This is a genomic window from Azospirillum lipoferum (genome assembly GCF_024170005.1).
Taxonomy (GTDB): Bacteria; Pseudomonadota; Alphaproteobacteria; order Azospirillales; family Azospirillaceae; genus Azospirillum; species Azospirillum lipoferum.
Map to the genome: position 1 here is coordinate 84,714 of NZ_JALJXJ010000007.1, position 19,920 is coordinate 104,633.

Annotated in this window: 16 protein-coding genes; 7 read left to right on the top strand and 9 right to left on the bottom strand. The window is 68.6% G+C overall.

Annotated features, from left to right (window positions below; translation table 11 throughout):
• Window positions 1-54: 54 nt before the first annotated feature.
• The 6 genes from J2848_RS16685 (at window position 55) to J2848_RS16710 (ending at window position 8,959) form a co-directional block, all read left to right on the top strand.
• Window positions 55-1,152, top strand: coding sequence for an NAD(P)-dependent alcohol dehydrogenase (locus J2848_RS16685; RefSeq protein ID WP_149232353.1), 1,098 nt, complete (start codon window positions 55-57; stop codon window positions 1,150-1,152).
• A 104-nt stretch (window positions 1,153-1,256) separates the two neighbouring features.
• Window positions 1,257-2,900: a DUF1302 domain-containing protein gene (locus tag J2848_RS16690; RefSeq protein WP_246193956.1), complete on the top strand. Its 1,644-nt coding sequence runs from the start codon at window positions 1,257-1,259 to the stop codon at window positions 2,898-2,900.
• Between the two features lie 44 nt (window positions 2,901-2,944).
• Entirely contained in the window at window positions 2,945-4,303 is a 1,359-nt protein-coding gene (locus J2848_RS16695; protein WP_149232351.1) for a DUF1329 domain-containing protein, read from the top strand.
• 93 nt (window positions 4,304-4,396) lie between these two features.
• A complete protein-coding gene (locus J2848_RS16700; RefSeq protein WP_149232350.1) occupies window positions 4,397-5,500 on the top strand; it encodes a YCF48-related protein in 1,104 nt (367 codons plus the stop codon).
• 19 nt (window positions 5,501-5,519) lie between these two features.
• Window positions 5,520-7,958: an efflux RND transporter permease subunit gene (locus tag J2848_RS16705; protein WP_149232349.1), complete on the top strand. Its 2,439-nt coding sequence runs from the start codon at window positions 5,520-5,522 to the stop codon at window positions 7,956-7,958.
• The gene (locus J2848_RS16710; protein WP_149232348.1) at window positions 7,955-8,959 is read left to right on the top strand and encodes a zinc-dependent alcohol dehydrogenase family protein; all 1,005 of its coding nucleotides are present in this window, start codon (window positions 7,955-7,957) and stop codon (window positions 8,957-8,959) included. The genes J2848_RS16705 and J2848_RS16710 overlap by 4 nt, the downstream gene beginning before the upstream one ends.
• A gap of 4 nt (window positions 8,960-8,963) precedes the next feature.
• Here J2848_RS16710 and J2848_RS16715 read toward each other — a convergent pair whose 3' ends face one another.
• The gene (locus tag J2848_RS16715; RefSeq protein ID WP_246193955.1) at window positions 8,964-10,733 is read right to left on the bottom strand and encodes a sigma-54-dependent Fis family transcriptional regulator; all 1,770 of its coding nucleotides are present in this window, start codon (window positions 10,731-10,733) and stop codon (window positions 8,964-8,966) included.
• A gap of 310 nt (window positions 10,734-11,043) precedes the next feature.
• Between J2848_RS16715 and J2848_RS16720 the strand changes: the two genes are divergently transcribed.
• Window positions 11,044-12,210, top strand: a complete 1,167-nt coding sequence (locus tag J2848_RS16720; RefSeq protein WP_149232346.1) for a serine hydrolase domain-containing protein — start codon at window positions 11,044-11,046, stop codon at window positions 12,208-12,210.
• Between the two features lie 31 nt (window positions 12,211-12,241).
• On the opposite strand, the gene J2848_RS16725 is transcribed toward J2848_RS16720, so the two are convergent.
• The 8 genes from J2848_RS16725 to J2848_RS16760 form a co-directional block, all read right to left on the bottom strand.
• Window positions 12,242-13,414: an ABC transporter substrate-binding protein gene (locus J2848_RS16725; RefSeq protein WP_246193954.1), complete on the bottom strand. Its 1,173-nt coding sequence runs from the start codon at window positions 13,412-13,414 to the stop codon at window positions 12,242-12,244.
• A gap of 63 nt (window positions 13,415-13,477) precedes the next feature.
• Window positions 13,478-14,200: an ABC transporter ATP-binding protein gene (locus J2848_RS16730; RefSeq protein WP_149232345.1), complete on the bottom strand. Its 723-nt coding sequence runs from the start codon at window positions 14,198-14,200 to the stop codon at window positions 13,478-13,480.
• Window positions 14,193-14,960, bottom strand: coding sequence for an ABC transporter ATP-binding protein (locus tag J2848_RS16735; protein WP_149232344.1), 768 nt, complete (start codon window positions 14,958-14,960; stop codon window positions 14,193-14,195). Before J2848_RS16735 ends, J2848_RS16730 begins: the two co-directional genes overlap by 8 nt.
• Window positions 14,957-15,985, bottom strand: a complete 1,029-nt coding sequence (locus tag J2848_RS16740; protein ID WP_149232343.1) for a branched-chain amino acid ABC transporter permease — start codon at window positions 15,983-15,985, stop codon at window positions 14,957-14,959. The genes J2848_RS16735 and J2848_RS16740 overlap by 4 nt, the downstream gene beginning before the upstream one ends.
• Before the next feature lie 3 nt (window positions 15,986-15,988).
• Window positions 15,989-16,852: a branched-chain amino acid ABC transporter permease gene (locus J2848_RS16745; protein ID WP_246193953.1), complete on the bottom strand. Its 864-nt coding sequence runs from the start codon at window positions 16,850-16,852 to the stop codon at window positions 15,989-15,991.
• An 85-nt stretch (window positions 16,853-16,937) separates the two neighbouring features.
• Entirely contained in the window at window positions 16,938-17,912 is a 975-nt protein-coding gene (locus J2848_RS16750; RefSeq protein ID WP_149232342.1) for a PDR/VanB family oxidoreductase, read from the bottom strand.
• Window positions 17,913-17,952: 40 nt separating this feature from the next.
• A complete protein-coding gene (locus J2848_RS16755; protein WP_149232341.1) occupies window positions 17,953-18,714 on the bottom strand; it encodes a GntR family transcriptional regulator in 762 nt (253 codons plus the stop codon).
• Complete coding sequence (locus tag J2848_RS16760; protein ID WP_149232340.1) at window positions 18,711-19,826, bottom strand: aromatic ring-hydroxylating dioxygenase subunit alpha; 1,116 nt, start codon at window positions 19,824-19,826, stop codon at window positions 18,711-18,713. The genes J2848_RS16755 and J2848_RS16760 overlap by 4 nt, the downstream gene beginning before the upstream one ends.
• Window positions 19,827-19,920 lie beyond the last annotated feature (94 nt).

Sequence of the window (19,920 nt, forward strand, 5' to 3'; positions counted from 1 at the left end):
CCGTCCGCTCCGGCTGCCCGGTCGCTTCACGACCCCTTTCCTGGAAAATCCGAGATGAAGATCAAAGCGGCGGTCGCGCGCGCTAACGGCGCCCCCTTGTCGATTGAAAACCTTGATCTGGAGGACCCGCGCGACGACGAAATCCTGGTGCGCGTGGTCGCCACCGGGATCTGCCACACCGACCTCGTGGTGCGGGACGGCCATCTGCCGACGCCGCAGCCGGTGGTGCTGGGCCATGAGGGCGCCGGCATCGTCGAGCGGGTCGGCGCCCATGTGACGAAGGTGCGCCCCGGCGATCCGGTGGTGATGACCTACAATTCCTGCGGCACCTGCCCGAGCTGCCGGGAGCATCACGCCAGCAGCTGCCATGAATTCTTCCCCCGCAACTTCTTCGGCACCCGGCCCGACGGCACCAGCGCGCTGTCCAGGGAGGGGGAGCGCGTCCACGGCAATTTCTTCGGCCAGTCCTCCTTCGCCAGCCATGCGCTCTGCCATGCCCGCAACGTCGTCAAGGTGCCGGGCGACGTGCCGCTGGAGCTGCTGGGGCCGCTGGCCTGCGGCGTCCAGACCGGTGCCGGCGCCATCCTCAACGCGCTGAAGGTCGAAGCCGGACGGGCGGTCGCCATCTTCGGGACCGGCTCCGTCGGGCTGTCGGCGGTGATGGCGGCGCAGCTCGCCGGGGCGGCGACCATCATCGCCGTGGACATCCGGGAGTCGCGGCTGGAGGCCGCCCTCTCCTTCGGCGCCACCCACACCATCAACCCGGCCTCCACCGACGCCGCGATGGAGATTCTGGCGCTCACCGGCGGCGTCCATTACGCGCTGGACACCACCGGCAATGCCGGCGTGATCCGCAAGGCGGTGGAATCGCTGGCGCCGCGCGGCCTGTGCGGCCTGCTCGGCGCCTCGCCGCTGGGCAGCGAGATCACGCTGGACGAGGTCCATTTCATGAGCGGCGGCCGGCGGCTGATGGGCATCGTCGAGGGCGACACCAACCCCAACGTCTTCATCCCGATGCTGATCGGGCTGTACCGGCAGGGCCGCTTTCCCTTCGACCGCATGGTCCGCTTCTACCCCTTCGACGCGATCAACCAGGCCATCGACGACATGGAGCATGGCCGGACCATCAAGCCGGTGATCCGGCTGCCCTGATGTGACTGCACATGACGCGACCGCAACCGATCAGGTGACACCATCGATCATTTGGCGACCATTTGGGGAGTGCAGAGAGAATGACGCCTTCAACGAAAACAATATTGCTGGGGAGTGTTGCGCTGTCCCTTCTTGCCTCCGCCCCGGTCCGGGCGGCGAGCTGGGAGGTGGGAGACGACGGCTTCAAGATCACCTTCGACAACACCTTGAAATATTCCAATGCCTTCCGGCTGCAGGATCCGAAAGGCAGCCAGCTCACCGACGTGAACCTCGACGACGGCAACCGCAATTTCAAGCGGGGGGTGATCTCCAACCGCGCCGACCTTCTGTCGGAATTCACCGCCGGCACCAAGGATTACGGCGTCCGGCTCAGCGGTGCGGCCTGGTACGACACCGTCTACAACCATGGAACCGACAACGACACCGGTTTCGGCAATTCGGTCAGCGTGCCGGCGGACAGCTTCACCCGCGCCACCCGCCGCATCCACGGCCGCAACACCGAATTGCAGGACGCCTTCGTCTACAACAACTTCACGGTCGACGACAAGCGCGCCTCGCTGCGGCTCGGCCGCCATTCCCTGGTGTTCGGCGAGAGCCTGTTCTTCGGCCAGAACGGCGTCGCGGCTGCACAGCAGCCCATCGATCTCGCCAAGCTGCTGAGCGTCCCCGGCACCCAGTTCAAGGAGCTGCTGATGCCGGTCTGGCAGGCGTCGGGCAGTCTCCAGCTGTCGGAAAATCTGTCCGTCGGCGGCTATTACCAGTTCCAATGGCGCCCTACCCGCCTGCCCGCCGCCGGCAGCTATTTCAGCACCTTCGATTTCGTCGGCGACGGCGCCGAACGGCTGATCGCCGGTGCTCCGCTGGTCAACGGCGGCGGGCCCGCCTCCTTCTGGCGCGGCCAGGACATGAAGGCGCGCGACAGCGGCCAGTTCGGCCTCCAGGCCCGCTACACGCCGGAGGACAGCGATGTCGAGCTGGGCTTCTACTTCGCCAAATATCACGACAAGACCCCGCAGATTTACCTGATTCCCAACGCCAACCCGTCGGCGGCCGACGTCGCGGCGGGCCGGATCGGCCGGCTGCGTCTGGTCTATCCGGAAGACATCAAGACGGTCGGCGTCAGCGCCAGCACCGTCATCGGCCGCACCAACGTCGCGGGCGAAATCTCCTACCGCTGGAACGCGCCGCTGGAAAGCGACCCGCAGGTCACCACCGACGCCGCGAACAACAGCGGCAACCCGGCCTACGCCGTCGGCCGCACGCTGCATGTCCAGACCTCGGCCATCCACGCCTTCACGCCCACCCCGCTGTGGGATGGTGCATCGCTGGTCGGCGAGGTCGCCTGGAACGACCGCCTCGCCATCGACAAGAACCCGTCCGCCCTCGACCCCCGCACCACGCGCAGCGCCCTGGCCCTGCGCAGCATCTTCACCCTGACCTATTTCCAGATCGCCAACGGGCTGGACGTCAACATCCCGCTGGGCGTCGGCTGGACCCCCTATGGCCGCTCCTCGGCGGTTCCCGGTTTCGCCGGCCGGGTGTCGCGCGGCGGCGACATCAGCATCGGCGCCGATTTCACCTACCAGACCGCCTGGCAGTTCGGCACCAGCCTGACCCATTACTTCGGCGGCGGTGGAGTCGGCCTGACCCCGGTGGTCGCCGGACGCACCCCGCTGCAGGAACTGTCCTTCACCCAGACGTCCAAGGACCGCGATTTCATCGGCTTCTACGCCAAGCGGTCCTTCTGAACCCCGCGCATCGATCGCGATCAGCGCACGAGGAGTCTTCGAACATGAAACGCATGACCACCGTCCTGGTGGCCGGCTCGCTGCTGGCCGCCGGCATGGGAACCGCCGTCGCCGCGTCGTCGGCCCAGGACGCCGCCAAGCTCGGCGCCAGCCTGACCCCGATGGGGGCCGAAATGGCCGGAAACAAGGATGGCAGCATTCCGGCCTGGACCGGCGGCATGACCAAGCCGCTGCCCGGCTACACACCGGGCAGCGAACGGGCCGACCCTTTCGCTTCGGAAAAGCCGCTTTACTCCATCACCGGACAGAGCGTCGGCAAATATGCCGGCAAGCTGGCCGACGGCGTGCAGGCCCTGCTGGCGAAGTATCCCGACATGCGGCTCGACGTCTACCCGACCCATCGGACGGCGGCGGCGCCGCAATGGGTCTATGACAACACCCGGAAGAACGCGACGCGCGCCAAGCTGGCCGACAATGGCTATGCCGTCGAAGGCGCCTATGGCGGGATCCCCTTCCCCATTCCCGCCGACGGCTATGAGGCGATCTGGAACCACCGGCTGGGCTGGAACGGCGAGAGCGTCGAATTCTCTCTCGGCACCTGGATCGTCACGCCGGACGGCGCGCGGGTCCAGCCGTCGGCCGGGCAGGAATACATCCAGTACCCCTACTACTACAAGGACGGCAGCCTGGAGAAATATGAGGGGACCAACCAGCTCGGCCGCTTCATCAACGAGCGCCCGGCCTCGCGCCGGGGCGAGGCCATCCTCGTCCACGAACCCTCGACCGCCGGGAAGGCACGCGCGATCTGGCAGTATCTCGTCGGCCAGCGCCGCGTCCGCCGCGCGCCCTCCGTCGCCTATGACACCCCCGATTTCGTGACGTCGGGCGTCGGCTTCTTCGACGAGGCCTTCATGATGTTCGGGCCGGTGGACGGATACGCCTTCACCCTGGCCGGCAAGAAGGAGATGTACATCCCCTACAACAACAACCGCGCCGCCTCCGCCCCGATCGAGACGCTGATGGGGCCGAAATTCCTCAACCCCGATCTGGTCCGCTGGGAGCTGCACCGGGTCTGGGTGGTGGATGCCGTGCTGAAGGACGGCCGGCGCCATGTGGTGCCGAAGCGCCGCTATTACCTGGACGAGGACAGCTGGCAGATCGTCATGTTCGACGGCTGGGACGCCCAGGGCAAGCTGTGGCGCAACAACTACTCGCTGACCCTGCTGGCGCCGGACATTCCGGCGGTGGTGACCAACGTCTTCTGGGGCGGCTACGACCTGCGCACCGGTTCCTACTACCTGAACGCCGCCTCCAACGGGTTGAGCAAGCAATATACCGCGGTGCCCCGGCGCCCGGAAACCGACTGGAGCCCCGACGCGCTGGCCAACAGCAGCGTCCAGTGAGCGGCCGGCCGGGCCGCCCGATCCGGTCCGGCCCCCGTCTTCGATCCTCCCTTCTCATCGATCCCCAATGCTCACTTCCCAACGGAGGGCTCCATGAACGCCCCGCATCGATGGGTCCTTCTGGCCGCCGCCCTGGCGCTGTCCACACCCGCCACGGCCGCCACTCCGGCCATGACCCCCGGCGCCGTTACCGGCACCACACCGGCACGCGCCGACTTCCCGGTGCTGTCCCGCCCCGCAACCCCCTCCGCGCATGCGCCGGAGGCGGCGATGCTCGCCGTCGCCACGGTCGGGAACCGTCTGGTCGCGGCGGGGGAGCGCGGCATCGTGCTGTTGTCCGACGACGGCGGCGCCTCGTGGCGGCAGGCCAGGGTTCCGGTCAGCGTCAGCCTCACCGCCTTGCAGTTCGTGGACGGACGCACCGGCTGGGCGGTCGGCCATCTCGGCGTGGTGCTGCGCACCGACGACGGCGGTGAAAGCTGGCGCCTGCAACTCGACGGCATCGCGGCGGCGGAACGGGCGGCTGCCGATCCGGCCGGTGCCTCCTCCGCGAAGTCCGGACAATCCCTGGTGAAGGACGGGCCGGACAAGCCCTTCCTCGACCTCCAGTTCTGGAACGACCGCGAGGGACTGGTCGTCGGCGCCTATGGTCTGGCCTTCCGCACCGAGGACGGCGGTGCAAGCTGGACCTCCGTCATGGTGGCGCTCCCCAACCCCGACGGCCTGCATCTCTATGGCCTGCGGGCGGGCAAAGGGTCCAACGCCGATGACCTCTACATCGTCGGCGAACAGGGTCTGATGCTGCGCTCCACCGACCGCGGCCGCAGCTTCACGCCGCTGGACTCGCCCTATCCGGGGAGCTGGTTCGGCCTGACGGTGTTCGACGACGGCGCCCTGCTCGCCTATGGCCTGAAGGGCAACGCCTACCGCTCCGCCGACCGCGGCGACCACTGGGACAAGGTGGATATGCCGACCGATACCGGCGTCAGCGCAGTGACCGCGGTCGGCGGGCAGGCGCTGGCCGTCGATCAGGCGGGGGCGGTTCTGGAAAGCCGCGATGCCGGACGCCGCTTCGCGCTGGTTCAGCGCACCGGACTGCCGCTGACGGGTGCCGCCTTCGCCGGGTCCGCTTTTGATGGATCGCTCGCCGTCCTGTCCAGCCTGCGCGGAATGGCCCCGCTGGCCCCTGCCCCATAAGACATAAAGGCTTACCGACATGATCAGCGAGGACGCCCTCGGCCAGCCCCCGGTCATCGCCCGGCTGGAGGATTTCGACCGGCAGTCGGGCAGCCGGCTGGAACGGCTGCTGTTCAACAACCGCATCGCCGTCGTGGCGCTCTGCCTGATCGCCAGCCTGTTTCTCGGCTGGCAGGCGACGCATCTGCGGCTGAACGCCAGCTTCGAGAAGATGATTCCGACCGGCCATCCCTACATCGCCAGTTATCTGGCCCACAAGTCGGAGCTGGGCGGGCTCGGCAATTCGGTGCGGATCGCCGTCGAGGCGGCGGACGGCACCATCTTCGACAAGCGGTACATGGAGACCCTGCGCGCCATCAGCGACACGGTCTTCCTGCTGCCGGGCGTCGACCGCCCCTTCCTGAAATCGCTGTGGACCCCGGCCACCCGCTGGACCGCGGTGACGGAGCAGGGCATCGACGGCGGCACGGTGATCCCCGACGGCTTCGACGGCTCCCCTGCCAGCCTGGAGGCGCTGCGCGCCAATGTCGGGCGCTCCGGCGAGATCGGCCAGCTGGTGGCCGCCAACTTCCGTTCCAGCGTGATCTTCGTGCCGCTGCTGGACGTCGAGCCGGAGACCGGCAAGCCGTTCGACTACCGAAAATTCTCCCAGAGCCTGGATGCGCTGAAGGCCAAATACGAGCCGATGGGTGTGAAGCTGCATGTGACCGGCTTCGCCCGGATCGTCGGCGACCTGATCGCCGGGCTGGAGCAGGTTCTGCTGTTCTTCGTCGCCGCCGTCGCCATCGCCTTCCTGGTGGTGCTGGCCTACACCCGCTGCGTGCGCAGCACGCTGCTGGTGATGTGCTGCTCGCTGGTGGCGGTGATGTGGCAGCTCGGCCTGCTGTCGCTGCTGGGCTATGAACTGGACCCCTATTCGGTGCTGGTGCCCTTCCTGGTCTTCGCCATCGGCATGAGCCACGGCGCCCAGAAGATGAACGGCATCATGCAGGACATCGGCCGCGGCACCCATCGCGTGGTAGCGGCGCGCTATACCTTCCGCCGCCTGTTCGTCGCCGGGCTGACGGCGCTGCTGTGCGACGCCGTCGGTTTCGCCGTCCTGATCATCATCGACATCAAGGTCATCCAGGATCTGGCGATGATCGCCAGCATCGGCGTCGGCGTGCTGATCTTCACCAACCTGATCCTGCTGCCGATCCTGCTCTCCTATGTCGGGGTCAGCGCCAGCGCGGCCAGCCGCAGCCTGCGCGAGGAGGCCGACATGCGGGAGGATGGCCAGGAGAGCGGGACCAAGCATTGGGCATGGCGCTTCCTCGACCTGTTCACCCAACGCCGCTATGCCGCCATCGCCATCGCGGTGGCGGCCCTGCTGGCGGCCGGCGGCTACCGTGTCAGCCTGGATCTCAAGGTCGGCGACCTCGATCCCGGCGCCCCGGAATTGCAGCCGGATTCCGCCTACAACCGCGACAGCGCCTTCATGGTCGCCAACTACGCCGCCAGCTCCGACATTCTGGTGGTGATGGTGAAGACGCCGAACGACCAGTGCACCGCCTACCGCACCCTGTCGCGGGTGGACGAACTGGCGTGGCGGCTGCGCCAGCTTCCCGGCGTCGAGGCCACCAACTCGATGGCGACGCTCGCCAAGCTGGCGGGGGTCGGTTTCAACGAAGGCAATTTCAAATGGTTCGAGCTGATCCCCAATGAGGGCGCGCTCGGCGTGGCGCAGACTATCGCGCCGCGGGAATCCTTCAACAAGATGTGTTCGCTGCTGACGCTCTACGTCTATCTCCAGGACCACAAGGCCGACACGCTGGCCCGCGTCGTGGCGGCGGTGGAGGAGTACGGCGCCCGCAACACCGACCCGAATGTCCGTTTCCTGCTGGCGGCGGGCAATGCCGGGATCGAGGCCGCCACCAACATCGTCGTCGGCAAGGCGATGCACGAGATGCTGGTCTGGGTCTATGGCGCGGTGATCATCCTGTGCTTCGTCACCTTCCGCTCCTGGCGGGCGGTGGCGACGGCGGTGATCCCGCTGGTGCTCACCTCCATCCTGTGCGAGGCGCTGATGGTGGTGCTGGGCATGGGGGTGAAGGTGGCGACCCTTCCGGTCATCGCGCTCGGCGTCGGCATCGGCGTCGATTACGCCCTCTACGTCCTCAGCATCGTGCTGTCCCATCTGCGCGCGGGGGAAAGCCTGTCGGTCGCCTATTACCGCTCGCTGCTGTTCACCGGCCGGGTGGTGATGCTGACCGGCCTGACCCTGGCGGTGGCGGTCGCCACCTGGTACTGGTCGCCGATCAAGTTCCAGGCCGACATGGGCATCCTGCTGGCCTTCATGTTCCTGTGGAACATGCTGGGCGCGCTGGTCCTGCTGCCGGCGCTCGCCTGCTTCCTGCTGCCGCGCGCCAGGCCGGTGGCCGATGCCGCCGATGCCGGCGCCAAGAAGGTGCTGGTATGACGGGCCGCGTCGTCCGCTTCCACGAGACCGGCGGTCCCGAGGTTCTGCGGATCGAACGGCTCGACACTCCCGCGCCGGGTCCGGGAGAGGTGACGGTCCGCATCGCCGCCATCGGCCTGAACCGGGCGGAGGCGGCCTTCCGCGCCGGCCGCTATCTGGAGGTGCCGCGCCCGCCGGCCCGCATCGGCTGCGAGGCCTGCGGCATCGTCGAGGAGATCGGGGACGGCGTCTGCTCCGTGGCGCCCGGCGATGCCGTGTGCGTCCTGCCGGCCTTCCCGATGAATGATTTCGGCGTGTATGCGGACCGGGCGGTGGTGCCGGCGGCGGCGCTGATCCCCTGGCCCCCCGGACTGTCCGCCAGCTACGCCGCCGCCCTGTGGATGGCCTATCTCACCGCCTGGGGGGCGCTGGTGGATGTCGCCGCCATCGCACCCGGCGACATCGTGGTCATCACGGCGGCCTCCAGCAGCGTGGGGCTCGCCGCCATCCAGACCGCCAACCTGATCGGCGCCCTGCCGGTGGCGGTGACCCGCGATCCCGACAAGGCGGAAGCACTCCGGGCGGCCGGTGCGGCACTGGTCGTGGTCTCCGGCGAACAGGACGTCGCGACCGAGCTGCGGCGGCATTTCGGCGGACGCGGGGCGCGGCTGGTCTTCGATCCCATCGCCGGTCCCGGCGTCCAGGCCCTGGCCGAGGCGTTGGACGCGGGCGGGCAGATGATCCTCTACGGCAATCTCAGCGAGGCGGCGGAGCGGACGCCCTTTCCCTTCTTCCCGGCGGTCCGTCTCGGCCTCGCCCTGCGCGGCTATCTGGTCTTCGACCTCATCCGCGATCCGGTGCGGCTGGAGCGGGCGCGCAGCGGCATCCTGTTCGGGCTGAACGCCGGTTCGCTGCGTCCGACCATCGCCCGGACATTCGATCTCGACGACATCGTCGAAGCCCACCGTTATCTCGAGTCCAACCAACAAGTCGGCAAACTGGTGGTGAGCGTCACCGGCTGATCCGTCAGCCGGCGTCCGGGGGGAGGGGGGCGGCTGCGCCCTTCTCCGGCCCCGGCGCCAGCCCGTGCTTGCTCAGCCGGTATTCCAGCGTCGCACGCGTCAGGTTCAGCGCCCGCGCCGCGGCCGACACGTTTCCCTTGTGGCGGGTCAGCGCCGCCTTGAGCACCCCACGCTCCAGATCCGCCAGCGGCAGTCCGTCGGCGACCAGCCTTTCGAAGACATCTCCGGCTTCCGTGCCGTCCGCGGCAAGGTCATGCATGCCGATCCGCCCGTCCGGCTCCAGCGAATAGGCGGTCGGCGGTGCCATCTCCCCGGGACGGAACATGTGGGCGATGTCGATCTGCTCACCGTCGGCGGCGCAGACCACCCCGCGCTCGATCAGGTTCTGCAATTCGCGGATGTTGCCGGGATAGCGGTAGTTGAGCAGCGCCTCGGTGGCGCGGCGGGTGAAGCCCGGCGGCCGGCGGCCGTGCTCCTGGGCATAGAGGTCGAGGAAATGCTCCATCAGCAGCGGGATGTCGTCGCGACGCTCGCGCAGCGGCGGAAGCGCGATGGGAAAGACGTTGAGCCGGAAGAACAAATCCTCGCGGAACCGCCCGGCCTTGACCTCGTCGCGCAGATCGACGTTGGTGGCGGCGACGACGCGCACATCCACCTTGACGGTCCTGACCCCGCCGACCCGCTCGATCTCGCGCTGTTGCAGGGCGCGCAGCAGCTTGCCCTGCGCCACCAGACTGAGCGAGGCGATCTCGTCGAGGAACAGGGTGCCGCCGTCGGCCCGCTCGAAGCGGCCCGGCCTTGCGGCGGCGGCTCCGGTGTAGGCGCCCTTCTCCACCCCGAACAGTTCGGATTCGACCAGGGTATCGGGGATGGCGGCACAGTTCAGGGCGACGAAGGGGCCGTCGCGGCGCGGGCTGAGGTCGTGCAGGGTGCTGGCGAACAGTTCCTTGCCGACGCCGGACTCGCCGACCAGCAGCACGGTCGCCCGTGTCGAAGCCACCCGCTCCAGCATGTGGCGCGCCGCCATGAAGCTGGCCGACAGGCCGATCACCGGCCCGCGGTCATCCCCGGCTTCCCGCTGCGTCGGCGTCGGCGGCTGTTCGGGGGACGGGGCGGCTTTCCGGCCCGGCCGCCGCGGCTTTTCCCAGGTCATGCCGAGCGCTTCCATGTCGAGGGCGGCGTCGCCCCAGGCGTCGGCCGGCTGGCCGATGACGCGGCACAGCGGCGCCCCCATGCCCCGGCACTCCACCTCGCGGAACAGGATCAGCTTGCCGAAGATCCGGCTGGTGTATCCGGTGGCGTAGGCCACCTGCATCCAGCACACCGGGTCGCCGCTGACGCCGCAATGGGTGATGTGCTCGTCGGCCTCCGCGGAATCGTGCCAGAGGAATTCGCCCAGATAGTGCCCCTTCTCGATGTCGAATTCGAAGCGCCGGGTGGTCACCTTGACGAAGCCTTCCAGCGTGTGGATGCGCGGACCGGCGGCGAAGGACAGGGTGAGATCGGCGGACGGCCAGCGGCGGCGGATCAGGTCGGCGTCACGGGCGCCCTGCGCGTAGCCGACGCGGGTGAACAGGGCGCGCGTCCGCTCGACGCCGATGGCGTCCATCAGTTCGCGCCGGATCATCCCGAGGTTGGCGACGTCGAACAGCAGCATGCGGCGGTCGTTCAACCAGATGCGGCCGTCGCCGATCGAGAAATAGAGGCACTCCGTCAACTCGCGCATGGTCGGAGCGGCCGAGGCATCCAGCTCGTCGCTGCACCCGCGGCTCATGAGCTTTCCGGACTGGCGGGATGCCTCCGCCAGGGAGATTTGACGCACGCTCTGCCCGTCCATGGACTCCAACGATCCTCCCTACGAATTGTTCTGTTGTATAACTTTTATCAAATCATGAAAGAAAACGCCAATTTGCGCAATTCATGAATCGGTCGCTCGGCGTTCTGGGGAATCTTTGGTCGATCATATTGATTCGAATGAATTTTCCCGCCGGTCGGCCAAGCCTGTGCGTGGCATGCCGATTGCTGATCATGCCGTGCAGCCGCTTCAAAGAAATTTTCCGCTTCAACGAGCAAGGATCCCGGCAATGGAGTCACTCAGTGGGGATGGTGCCGCTTCCAACCTGTCCGACCGTATCGGTGCGGTTCTGGATCGGCATGTCGGCGCGGGCCGCATCGTCGGCGCCGTGGTCGCGGTCGCGCAGGCGGGGGAAACCGTCGCGGAGACCGCAGCCGGATGGTCCTGCCGCGAAGACGCGAAGCCGGCGGCCATCGATACCATTTTCCGTCTGGCCTCTCTGACCAAGCCCATCGTGTCCTGCGCCGCCCTGGCCCTTGTCGAGCGGGGCAGGCTGTCGCTTGACGGTGCCATCCATGACTGGTTGCCGGACTTCCGCCCCCGCCTGCCCGACGGCACGGCCCCGGTCATCACCGTCGCCCAGCTCCTCAGCCACAGTTCAGGGCTCGGTTACGGGTTCCTGGAGCCGCCGGACGGTCCCTATCACCGCCTCGGCGTATCGGACGGGCTCGACGCGGTCGGCGTTTCGATGGATGAGAATCTGCGCCGCATCGCCGCCGCACCCCTGCTGTTCCCACCCGGCGGCGGCTGGTGCTATTCGGTGGCGACCGACATTCTGGGAGCTATCGTGGAGCGCGCCCATGGCGGGACGTTGGCCGAAGCCGTATCCGCACTGGTGACCGGCCCGCTCGGTCTGACCGATACCGGCTTCGCCCCCGCCGCCCGGGACCGCCTGAGCACCCCCTATATCGACCGCGAGCCGTTTCCGGCGGCGATGGCCGACAACGACGAACTGGCATTCGGTCCGGGCCTGCTGAGATACATGCCGTCCCGCCTGTTCGACACCGCCTCCTTCCCGTCCGGCGGCAGCGGCATGGTCGGTACGGCGCCGGACTATCTGAAGCTGCTGGAGACGCTGCGCACCGGCGGCGGCGGCATCCTGCGGCCCGAAACCGTCGCCGCCCTGACCACCCACGCGGTCGGCGGGGCCGACGTCTTCATTCCCGGGCCGGGATGGGGCTTCGGTCTGGGCGTCGGCATCGTCCGCGACCCCGCCGCGGCCGGAGTCCCGCTGTCACCGGGAAGCTGGGGCTGGTTCGGTGTTTTCGGGCTGCATTTCTGGGTCGATCCGGTCCGGCAACTCAGCATGGTGGCGATGACCAACACGGCGGTCGCCGGCATGGTCGGCCCCTTCGCCGACGACCTGCGCGATGCCATCGCCGGGCCGCCGGCGTAGAGCGGGTTGCCCGCAATCGGGATCGCTTGCCTCAGCCGCCCTTGCCCGGGTCCTTCACGGCGGCGACCTTGTCGAACTCGACGTTGAACAGTTCGCCGTCCTGCCGTTCGACCTTGCGGAGGTAGATGTCCTGGACGATGTCGCGGGTATCGGCATCGATGGCGACCGGACCGCGCGGGCTGGTCCAGCTCATGCCCTTGGCGGCGGCGACGAAGCTGTCGCCGTCGGCCTTGCCGCCGGTCTTCCTCAGCACCTCATAGACCAGATGCATGCCGTCCCAGCCGCCGACCGACATGAAGTTGGGGCGCAGGCCGCCGTTCGCCTTGCGGAACGCCTCGACATAGGCCTTGTTCTCCGGCGACGGGTGGGCGGCGGAATAATAGTGCGCGGTCACCGTGCCGATGGCGGCATCGCCCATCGCCGGCAGGATGTCGTCGTCGGTGACGTCCCCGGTGGCGAGCAGCCGCACCCCGGCCTTGGCCAGCCCGCGCTCCGCGAATTCCTTCATGAAGGACGCCCCCTCGCCGGATGGCACGAAGGCGAAGATCGCGTCGGGGGCGGTGTCCTTGGCCCGCTGCATGAAGGGACCATAGTCCGGGTTCTTCAGCGGGATGCGGACGTCGCCGACCACGCTGCCGCCGGACGCGGCGAAGCGGGTCTTGAAGACGGTTTCCGCGTCGATGCCGGGGCCGTAGTCGGTCACCATCGAATACATCTTGGTGGCGCCGTTCTTCGCCGCCCATTGGGCGATGGTGGCGGCCGACTGCGGCAGGGTGCCGGACGTGCGCAGGATGTAGGGCGACTTGGTGGTGATGACGGAGGAGGCCGCCGCCATGACGATCATCGGCGTCTTCGCCTGTTCCGACACCGGGGCGGCCGACAGCGCCAGCGGCGTCAGCCCGAAGCCGGCGAGGACCGATACCTTCTCCTTCACCACCAGTTCCTGGGCCAGGCGCTTGGTCATGTCGGGCGCCACGCCGGTGTCGTCCTTGACGATCACCTCCACCTTGCGGCCGGCGACGCTGTCGCCGTTGACCTGCTGGTAGAGCCTGACCGCCGCCTCGATCTGCTTGCCGGTCGAGGCGAAGGGGCCGGACATCGGCAGGATCAGGCCGATCTTCACCGGGTCGGCCGCCAGGGCGGGCACACCGGCCAGCATCGTCCCGGCCGCCATCGTTCCGGCCACCATTCCAAGCACGGCCACCGCCCTCAGATTCCGCACAACAGACGTCATCATCAACCTCCCCAGTCTTCTTGAATGTTGTCTTCAGGCCGCCTTGGCGGCGACACGCATGCCGACATAGCGTTCGAGCGTGGCGTGGTCCTGCGCCAGCGTCGCCGAGGGCGCACGGTGGACGATCCGCCCGCGTTCCAGCACGATGGCGTCGCGGGTCAGGCCCAGCGCGATGTGGGCGTGCTGTTCCACCAGGATGATGGCGAGCCCCTCGCGTTCCACCATCCGGCGGATGGCGGCGGACAGCTCCTCGACGATCACCGGGGCCAGCCCTTCCAGCGGCTCGTCCAGCAGCACCAGCGCCGGGTTCAGCATCAACGCCCGGCCGATCGCCAGCATCTGCTGCTCGCCGCCCGACAGCTGGGACCCCAGGTTGCTCCGCCGTTCACGCAGGCGCGGGAACAGCTCGTGCACGCGGGCGAGCGTCCAGGGACCGCGCCGCGCCGCCACCGTCAGATTTTCCTCCACCGTCAGGGAGGGGAAGATGTCGCGCTCCTGCGGGACCCAGCCGAAGCCGGCGGCGGGCCGCAGATGCGGGGCGAGCCGCTCCACCGGCCGGCCGCGCAGGGCGATGGTTCCGCCGCGGCGCAGCGTGTGCCCCATCAGCGTGGCGAGCAGGGTCGACTTGCCCATGCCGTTGCGGCCGAGCAGGGCGAGCGCCCCGCCCTCCTCCAGCTCGAACGACACCTCGTCCAGCACCGACGCGTCGCCGTAGCCGGCGCTCAGGGAGCGGACGCTCAGCAATGGTTCAACCATGACCTGAACTCCCCAGATAGACGCGCCGGACCTCCGGGTTCTCCGCGATCTCGGCCGGGGTGCCGTGGCACAGCACCTGCCCGCCGACCAGCACGGTGATGCGGTCGGCGAAGCGGAAGACGAGGTCCATGTCGTGCTCGATGAACAGGATGGCGAGGTCGCGCGGCAGGCCGGCGATCACCTCGAACAGTTCGGCGCTCTCTCGCGCCGGGACGCCGGCCGCCGGTTCGTCCAGCAGCAGCACCCGCGGCTCGCAGGCCAGCGCCAGCGCGATCTCGACCAGCCGCTGCCGGCCATAGGCCAGTTCCCGCGTCGGCCGTTCCGCGTCGGGGCCGAGGCCGAGCCGGTCGAGCAGGGCGAGCGCCTCGTCGATGGCGTCGGTGCGGCGGCTCAGCCGCGACAGCCAGCTCCGCGTCAGCCCGCGCCGCTCGCACACTGCCAGCGTCACCGATTCCAGCGGCGTCAGCGCCGGGAACAGGCTGTTGATCTGGAAGGTCCGCACCAGCCCGCGCCGCACCCGCTCGGCCGGGCTGGCGTGGGTGATGGTGGCGCCATGCAGGCGGATTTCGCCGCCGCTCGGCCGCAGCAGGCCGGTCAACAGGTTGATCAGCGTCGTCTTGCCGGCGCCGTTCGGCCCGATCAGCGCGTGGCGCGCCCCCGCCGGCAGGTCGAGCGACACGTTCTGCGTCGCCAGCAGCGCCCCGAAATTGACCGACAGTCCATCGGTCGCCAAGGCGGGGGTCGCCAAAGCTGCGGTCATCGTGAGCCTCCTTTGCGGAAGTGGGCGGCGATGGTGGCGATCCCGCCGATGATGCCGCCGCGGGCGAACAGCACGACCAGCACCAGCATCAGGCCCAGCCAGAAGAACCAGTATTCCGGGTTGGCCGCCGCCAGCTGGTCGCGGACGATCATGAAGACCGCCGCCCCGATGAAGGCGCCGTAGAGATGCCCGGCCCCGCCCAGGATCAGCATGATCAGCACCTCGGCCGAGCGCTGGAAGCCCAGGACCTCGACCGACACGAACTCGGTGGTCTGGGTCAGCAGGGCACCGGCCACCCCGGCCAGGGCAGCGGACACGGTGTAGATCAGCGCGCTGTGCCGGCGCAGCGGCGCGCCGATGGCGGCCATCCGCCGGCCGTTCTCGCGCATGCCCTGCAACGCCAGCCCGAAGGGGGAGGACACCAGCCGGCGGGCCAGCAGGAAGCCGGCAAAGGCCACGGCGAGGCTGTAGCCGAAGGCGGTCCGTCCCCACATGTCCATCGGGAACAGCCCGAGCAGCGGGTCGAGGACGATGCCCTGCAGGCCATCGTCGCCGCCGGTGACGGCGTAGCCCTTCACCGCCGCCTCGTGCAGCACCAGCGACACGCCGAGCGTCACCATCAGCAGCGCGATGCCGCGCACCCGGACGATGATGAAGCTGAGGGCGAAGCCGAGCAGCCCGGCCAGCGCGCCGGACAGCAGCAGTCCGCTGATCGGCTCGCCCCAGCCATGGCGGGCGAGCAGGCCGGCGGCATAGGCGCCGACGCCGAAGAAGGCGGCATGGCCGAGCGAGACGATGCCGCCATAGCCGAGCAGCAGGTCGAGCGACAGGGCGAACAGCCCGGCGATCAGCACCTGCGACGCCAGCACCAGATCGTCGGGGACGACCAGCGGGCAGCTCGCGACCGCCAGCCAGAACAGGATCTCATGCCAGCGCCAGCGGCTGCGCCGTTCCAGCCGGGTGACCGGACGGCCGCGGGAGGCGTGGTCGGATGCCTGGGGGGACTCCGCGGGAAGCGACACCATCGGCTATCTCCGTCCGAACAGGCCGGCGGGACGCCACAGCAGCAGCGACACCATGACGGCGTAGATGATGAAGGCACCGACCTCCGGCACGTAATATTTGCCGCCGACATCGAAGACACCGAGCAGCAATGCCGCGATCAGCGACCCCTTGATCGAGCCGAGGCCGCCGACGGCGACGACGATCAGGAAATAGACCATGAACTTGATCGGGAAACCGGGATCGAGCCCGATCAGGTTGATGCCCACCGCACCGCCCAGGCCGGCCAGCCCGCTGCCGGCCATGAAGGTCAGGCTGAACACCCGGTTGACGTTGATGCCGCAGCCCTGGGCCATGCGCGGGTTGTCGACCGCGGCGCGGATCATCGCGCCGAAGCGGGTGCGCTCGATCCCCAGCACCAGGGCGGCGGTGACGGCGATGCCGACCAGGATCAGGAACAGCCGGTAGACGCCGATGTCGATGCCGGCCACCGTCCATTGGCCGGTCAGATAGTCGGGCATCCGCACCGGCTGCTGGCCCGGTCCCCAGACATAGGTCGCCCCCGCCACCGCCATGAAGACGAGGCCGATGGTCAGCAGCACCTGGTCCAGCTCGCCCGCCCGGTAGAGCCGGCGGTACAGCACCCGCTCCAGCACGAAGCTGGCCGCCGCGACCGCGACGAAGGCGATCGGCAGGGTCAGCAGGAAGGGCACCCCCGCCCTGTTCATCAGCGTCGTCGCGACATAGCCGCCCAGCATGGCGAAGGCGCCGTGCGCCAGATTGGCGAAGCCCATCAGCCCCATCGTCACCGACAGGCCGACCGAGATCACGAACAGCAGCATCCCATAGGCAAGGCCGTTGAACAGCACATTGCCCAGACTGACCATCATGGCCGTCCCCTCCCCTATTCTTGCGTCGACAGGCGCCGCCCCCGTTCCGGGATTCGGTCAGGCGCCGGCCATCCAATTCTGCCGGCTAGGCGCTGCGATCCGCCGTGTCGATGGTGATGCCGCCCTGCACCGCGCGCGACACGCAGGTGCACATCCGCTTGCCCTCGTCCTTCTGGCGGTCGCTGAAGAAGACGTCGCGATGGTCCAGGGCGCCGTCGACATCCAGCACTTTCACGGTGCACAGCCCGCACTCGCCGCGCCGGCAGTCGGAGATCATCGCCACCCCGGCCGCCTCCAGCGCGTCCAGCATGGTCCGGTTCTGCGGCACCTGCACCTCCAGCCCCAGGCGGGGGATACGGACGGTGAAGGGCTCCGCCGCGAAGCGCCCGGTGTTGCCGAAGGTCTCGAAACGCAAATTGGCGGCGGGCCGGCCGCTGTCGCGCCACAGGCGGCGGACGGCGTCGAGCAGGCCGATCGGGCCGCAGACATACAGCTCGCCATCGGGGGCCAGCGCCGCCACGGCGCCAGGCAGGTCGGGCCGTTGCCCCTCCTCCTCGACGGCGATCTCCAGCCGGTCGCCGATCCGCTCGCGCAGCTCGTCGGCGAAGGCGAGATCGCCGCGCGAGCGGCAGCCGTAGAGCAGGCGGAAGTCCGCCCCCTTCTCCGCCAGCGCCAGGGCCATGCTGTAGATCGGCGTGATGCCGATGCCGCCGGCGACCAGCAGATACTGCGGCCGACCATGGGCCAGCGGGAACAGGTTGCGCGGCGGCGTGATCGACAGCCGGGCACCGGGGGCCAGCGACCACAGATAGGCCGAGCCGCCGCGGCTCTGCGGCATGCGCTTCACCGCGATCCTGTATACAGAGTCGCGGCAGGGGCCGACGACGGAGTAGGAGCGGGTATCCGGCCGCTCGCCGATGCGGACCGCCACCGAGATATGGCTTCCCGGCGGCGGCGGTTCGAACCACCCTCCAGGCTCGATGTCGAACAGGCGGATGTCGTCGGCGATGTCGGCCACCGAGCGCAGCCGGGCCTCACGCCAATCGGACTCAACAGGCATATCGGGTCTCCACGCGACAGGCGGATGAGGAAACGGGGGATCAGGCGCGCTCGCGCTGGCGGATCAGCGACGCGCCGGGAATGCGGTCAAGCTGCTGCTGGTTCGACAGGGCGATCTGCAGGTTGCGCTGGGTGATGCGGGAATGCTCGCGCGCCAGCGCCTCCGCCCGGCCACCCTCGCCATGCTCGATCGCCTCCAGGATGGAACGGTGATGCTCCTGCGCGATCGACAGGATCTCCCGCGATTCCGGCAGTTCCGACTGGACGAAGACGAAGGCGTTGGGCGAAGCGAAGGGCAGATGCAGGATGCGCTCGATCGACCGCTTCAGCACCGCGCTCGCCGCCAGATCCACCAGCAGGCTGTGGAAGCGGTCGTTGAGCCGGATATAGTCGGAGAAGTCATCCATGCTCAGCTCGCGCCGGCGGATCAGCGCGTCCAGACTGCCGACGCAGTCGCGGATCTCCGCCAGTTCGGCGCGGTCCGGCCGGCGTTCGGCGGCGCGGCGGGCGGCCATGCCCTCCATCGTGCCGCGCAGCTCGATGGAATCGGCGATGTCCTGGTCGCTGAACTCCCGCACCACGAAGCCGCCGGTGGCGAGGCAATCCACCAGCCCCTCCTCCTCCAGGCGGACCAGCGCCATCCGGATCGGGGTGCGCGAGACGCCCAGCCGGTCGACGATGCTCAGTTCCGCGACCCGCTCGCCCGGCGGCAGCTCGCCGTTCAGCACCATCTCGCGCAGCTTCAGCAGCGCCTTGACCGTCTGGGCGTTGCGCGGCTTGTCGTCCGCGGCGGCGGCGGTCATTCCGCGGCCATGCGGGGTTGGGGTGCCGCGCCGTTCTCCGCCGCGATCATCCCGTCGATCAGCCGGCGCGCCCACAGGGCGCCCGCATCGATGTTGAGGTTGTAGAAAGGCTGGCGCCGGTTGCGGTCGATCGCCGTCTGCTGCGCCTCCAGCACGGCGTGGTCCTGGTCGTAGACGCCGCGCCCGTCATTGACGTGAGCGAGGTTGAGCTGCTTCGTCAGCTCCGCGTCGTCGGTGCGGTAGGTGCGGACGAAGTTCCAGAAATAATGGCAGCTCGTCTCGCTTTCCGGCGTGATCGCGGCGAGGAAGCAGCCATTGACCCCCTGCGAGCGGTCGCCGGCGCGGGCGCCGGTTCCGGTCAGCGCCACGCCGACATCGCCGACCACCGTCGACGGCGCCTGGAACAGGATGATCTGCCAGCGGTCCACCCGGCCGCTGCGGCCGGTCGACGCCAGTTGACAGGCCCAGAAGGGCGGCGGCTCGATGTCCTCCATCCAGCGTTCCACCGTCGCGGTGCGGTCGGTGTGGGTGACCTCGAACGGCGTGCGGGTGATGGCGTCGTCGCCGATGCTGCCGGCATGGACATAGGTCTCGTGGGTCAAGTCCATCAGATTGTCGGTGACCAGCCGGTAGTCGCATTTCAGGCTGTAGAAGGTGCCGCCCTCCCCCACCCAGTCGGTTCCGTCGTTCCAGTGGAAGTCGGGAATGCGGTCGGGATCGGCCAGCGCCGGGTCGCCCATCCAGATCCAGACCAGCCGGTGCCGCTCGACCACCGGAAAGCTCCGCACGCAGGCCGACGGGTTGATGGTTTCCTGCGCCGGCATATGGGTGCAGCGCCCGCCGGCGTCGAACACCAGCCCGTGATAACCGCAGACGACCTGATCGCCGTCCAGCCGGCCGAGCGACAGCGGCAGCAGCCGGTGCCAGCAGGCGTCCTCCAGGGCCGCGACCTCGCCGGTGGTGCGGCGGTACAGCACGGCGTCCTTGCCGCAGATCGTCCGCGGTGTCAGCGCGCGCCCGATCTCGTGCCCCCAGGCGGCGGCATACCAGGAATTCATGGGAAATGACTTGGCGTCCGACACCGGCTCCTCCCTCTCAGCGGTGATGGCCATGCGATTGGATTGGAGTATAGTGTCGCTGATTGTTGTATACAACGAATCATTTGTGGACAAAATAATTATGGATATTCCCTGGCTTCCTGCGCCA

Bases quoted from the DNA above. Each gene is read 5' to 3' on its own strand.
- J2848_RS16715 (WP_246193955.1), bottom strand. From the start codon at position 10,733: ATGAGCCGCGGGTGCAGCGACGAGCTGGATGCCTCGGCCGCTCCGACC.
- J2848_RS16730 (WP_149232345.1), bottom strand. From the start codon at position 14,200: ATGGTTGAACCATTGCTGAGCGTCCGCTCCCTGAGCGCCGGCTACGGC.
- J2848_RS16745 (WP_246193953.1), bottom strand. From the start codon at position 16,852: ATGATGGTCAGTCTGGGCAATGTGCTGTTCAACGGCCTTGCCTATGGG.
- J2848_RS16720 (WP_149232346.1), top strand. From the start codon at position 11,044: ATGGAGTCACTCAGTGGGGATGGTGCCGCTTCCAACCTGTCCGACCGT.
- J2848_RS16740 (WP_149232343.1), bottom strand. From the start codon at position 15,985: ATGGTGTCGCTTCCCGCGGAGTCCCCCCAGGCATCCGACCACGCCTCC.
- J2848_RS16750 (WP_149232342.1), bottom strand. From the start codon at position 17,912: ATGCCTGTTGAGTCCGATTGGCGTGAGGCCCGGCTGCGCTCGGTGGCC.
- J2848_RS16710 (WP_149232348.1), top strand. From the start codon at position 7,955: ATGACGGGCCGCGTCGTCCGCTTCCACGAGACCGGCGGTCCCGAGGTT.
- J2848_RS16760 (WP_149232340.1), bottom strand. From the start codon at position 19,826: ATGGCCATCACCGCTGAGAGGGAGGAGCCGGTGTCGGACGCCAAGTCA.
- J2848_RS16705 (WP_149232349.1), top strand. From the start codon at position 5,520: ATGATCAGCGAGGACGCCCTCGGCCAGCCCCCGGTCATCGCCCGGCTG.
- J2848_RS16735 (WP_149232344.1), bottom strand. From the start codon at position 14,960: ATGACCGCAGCTTTGGCGACCCCCGCCTTGGCGACCGATGGACTGTCG.
- J2848_RS16695 (WP_149232351.1), top strand. From the start codon at position 2,945: ATGAAACGCATGACCACCGTCCTGGTGGCCGGCTCGCTGCTGGCCGCC.
- J2848_RS16700 (WP_149232350.1), top strand. From the start codon at position 4,397: ATGAACGCCCCGCATCGATGGGTCCTTCTGGCCGCCGCCCTGGCGCTG.
- J2848_RS16685 (WP_149232353.1), top strand. From the start codon at position 55: ATGAAGATCAAAGCGGCGGTCGCGCGCGCTAACGGCGCCCCCTTGTCG.
- J2848_RS16755 (WP_149232341.1), bottom strand. From the start codon at position 18,714: ATGACCGCCGCCGCCGCGGACGACAAGCCGCGCAACGCCCAGACGGTC.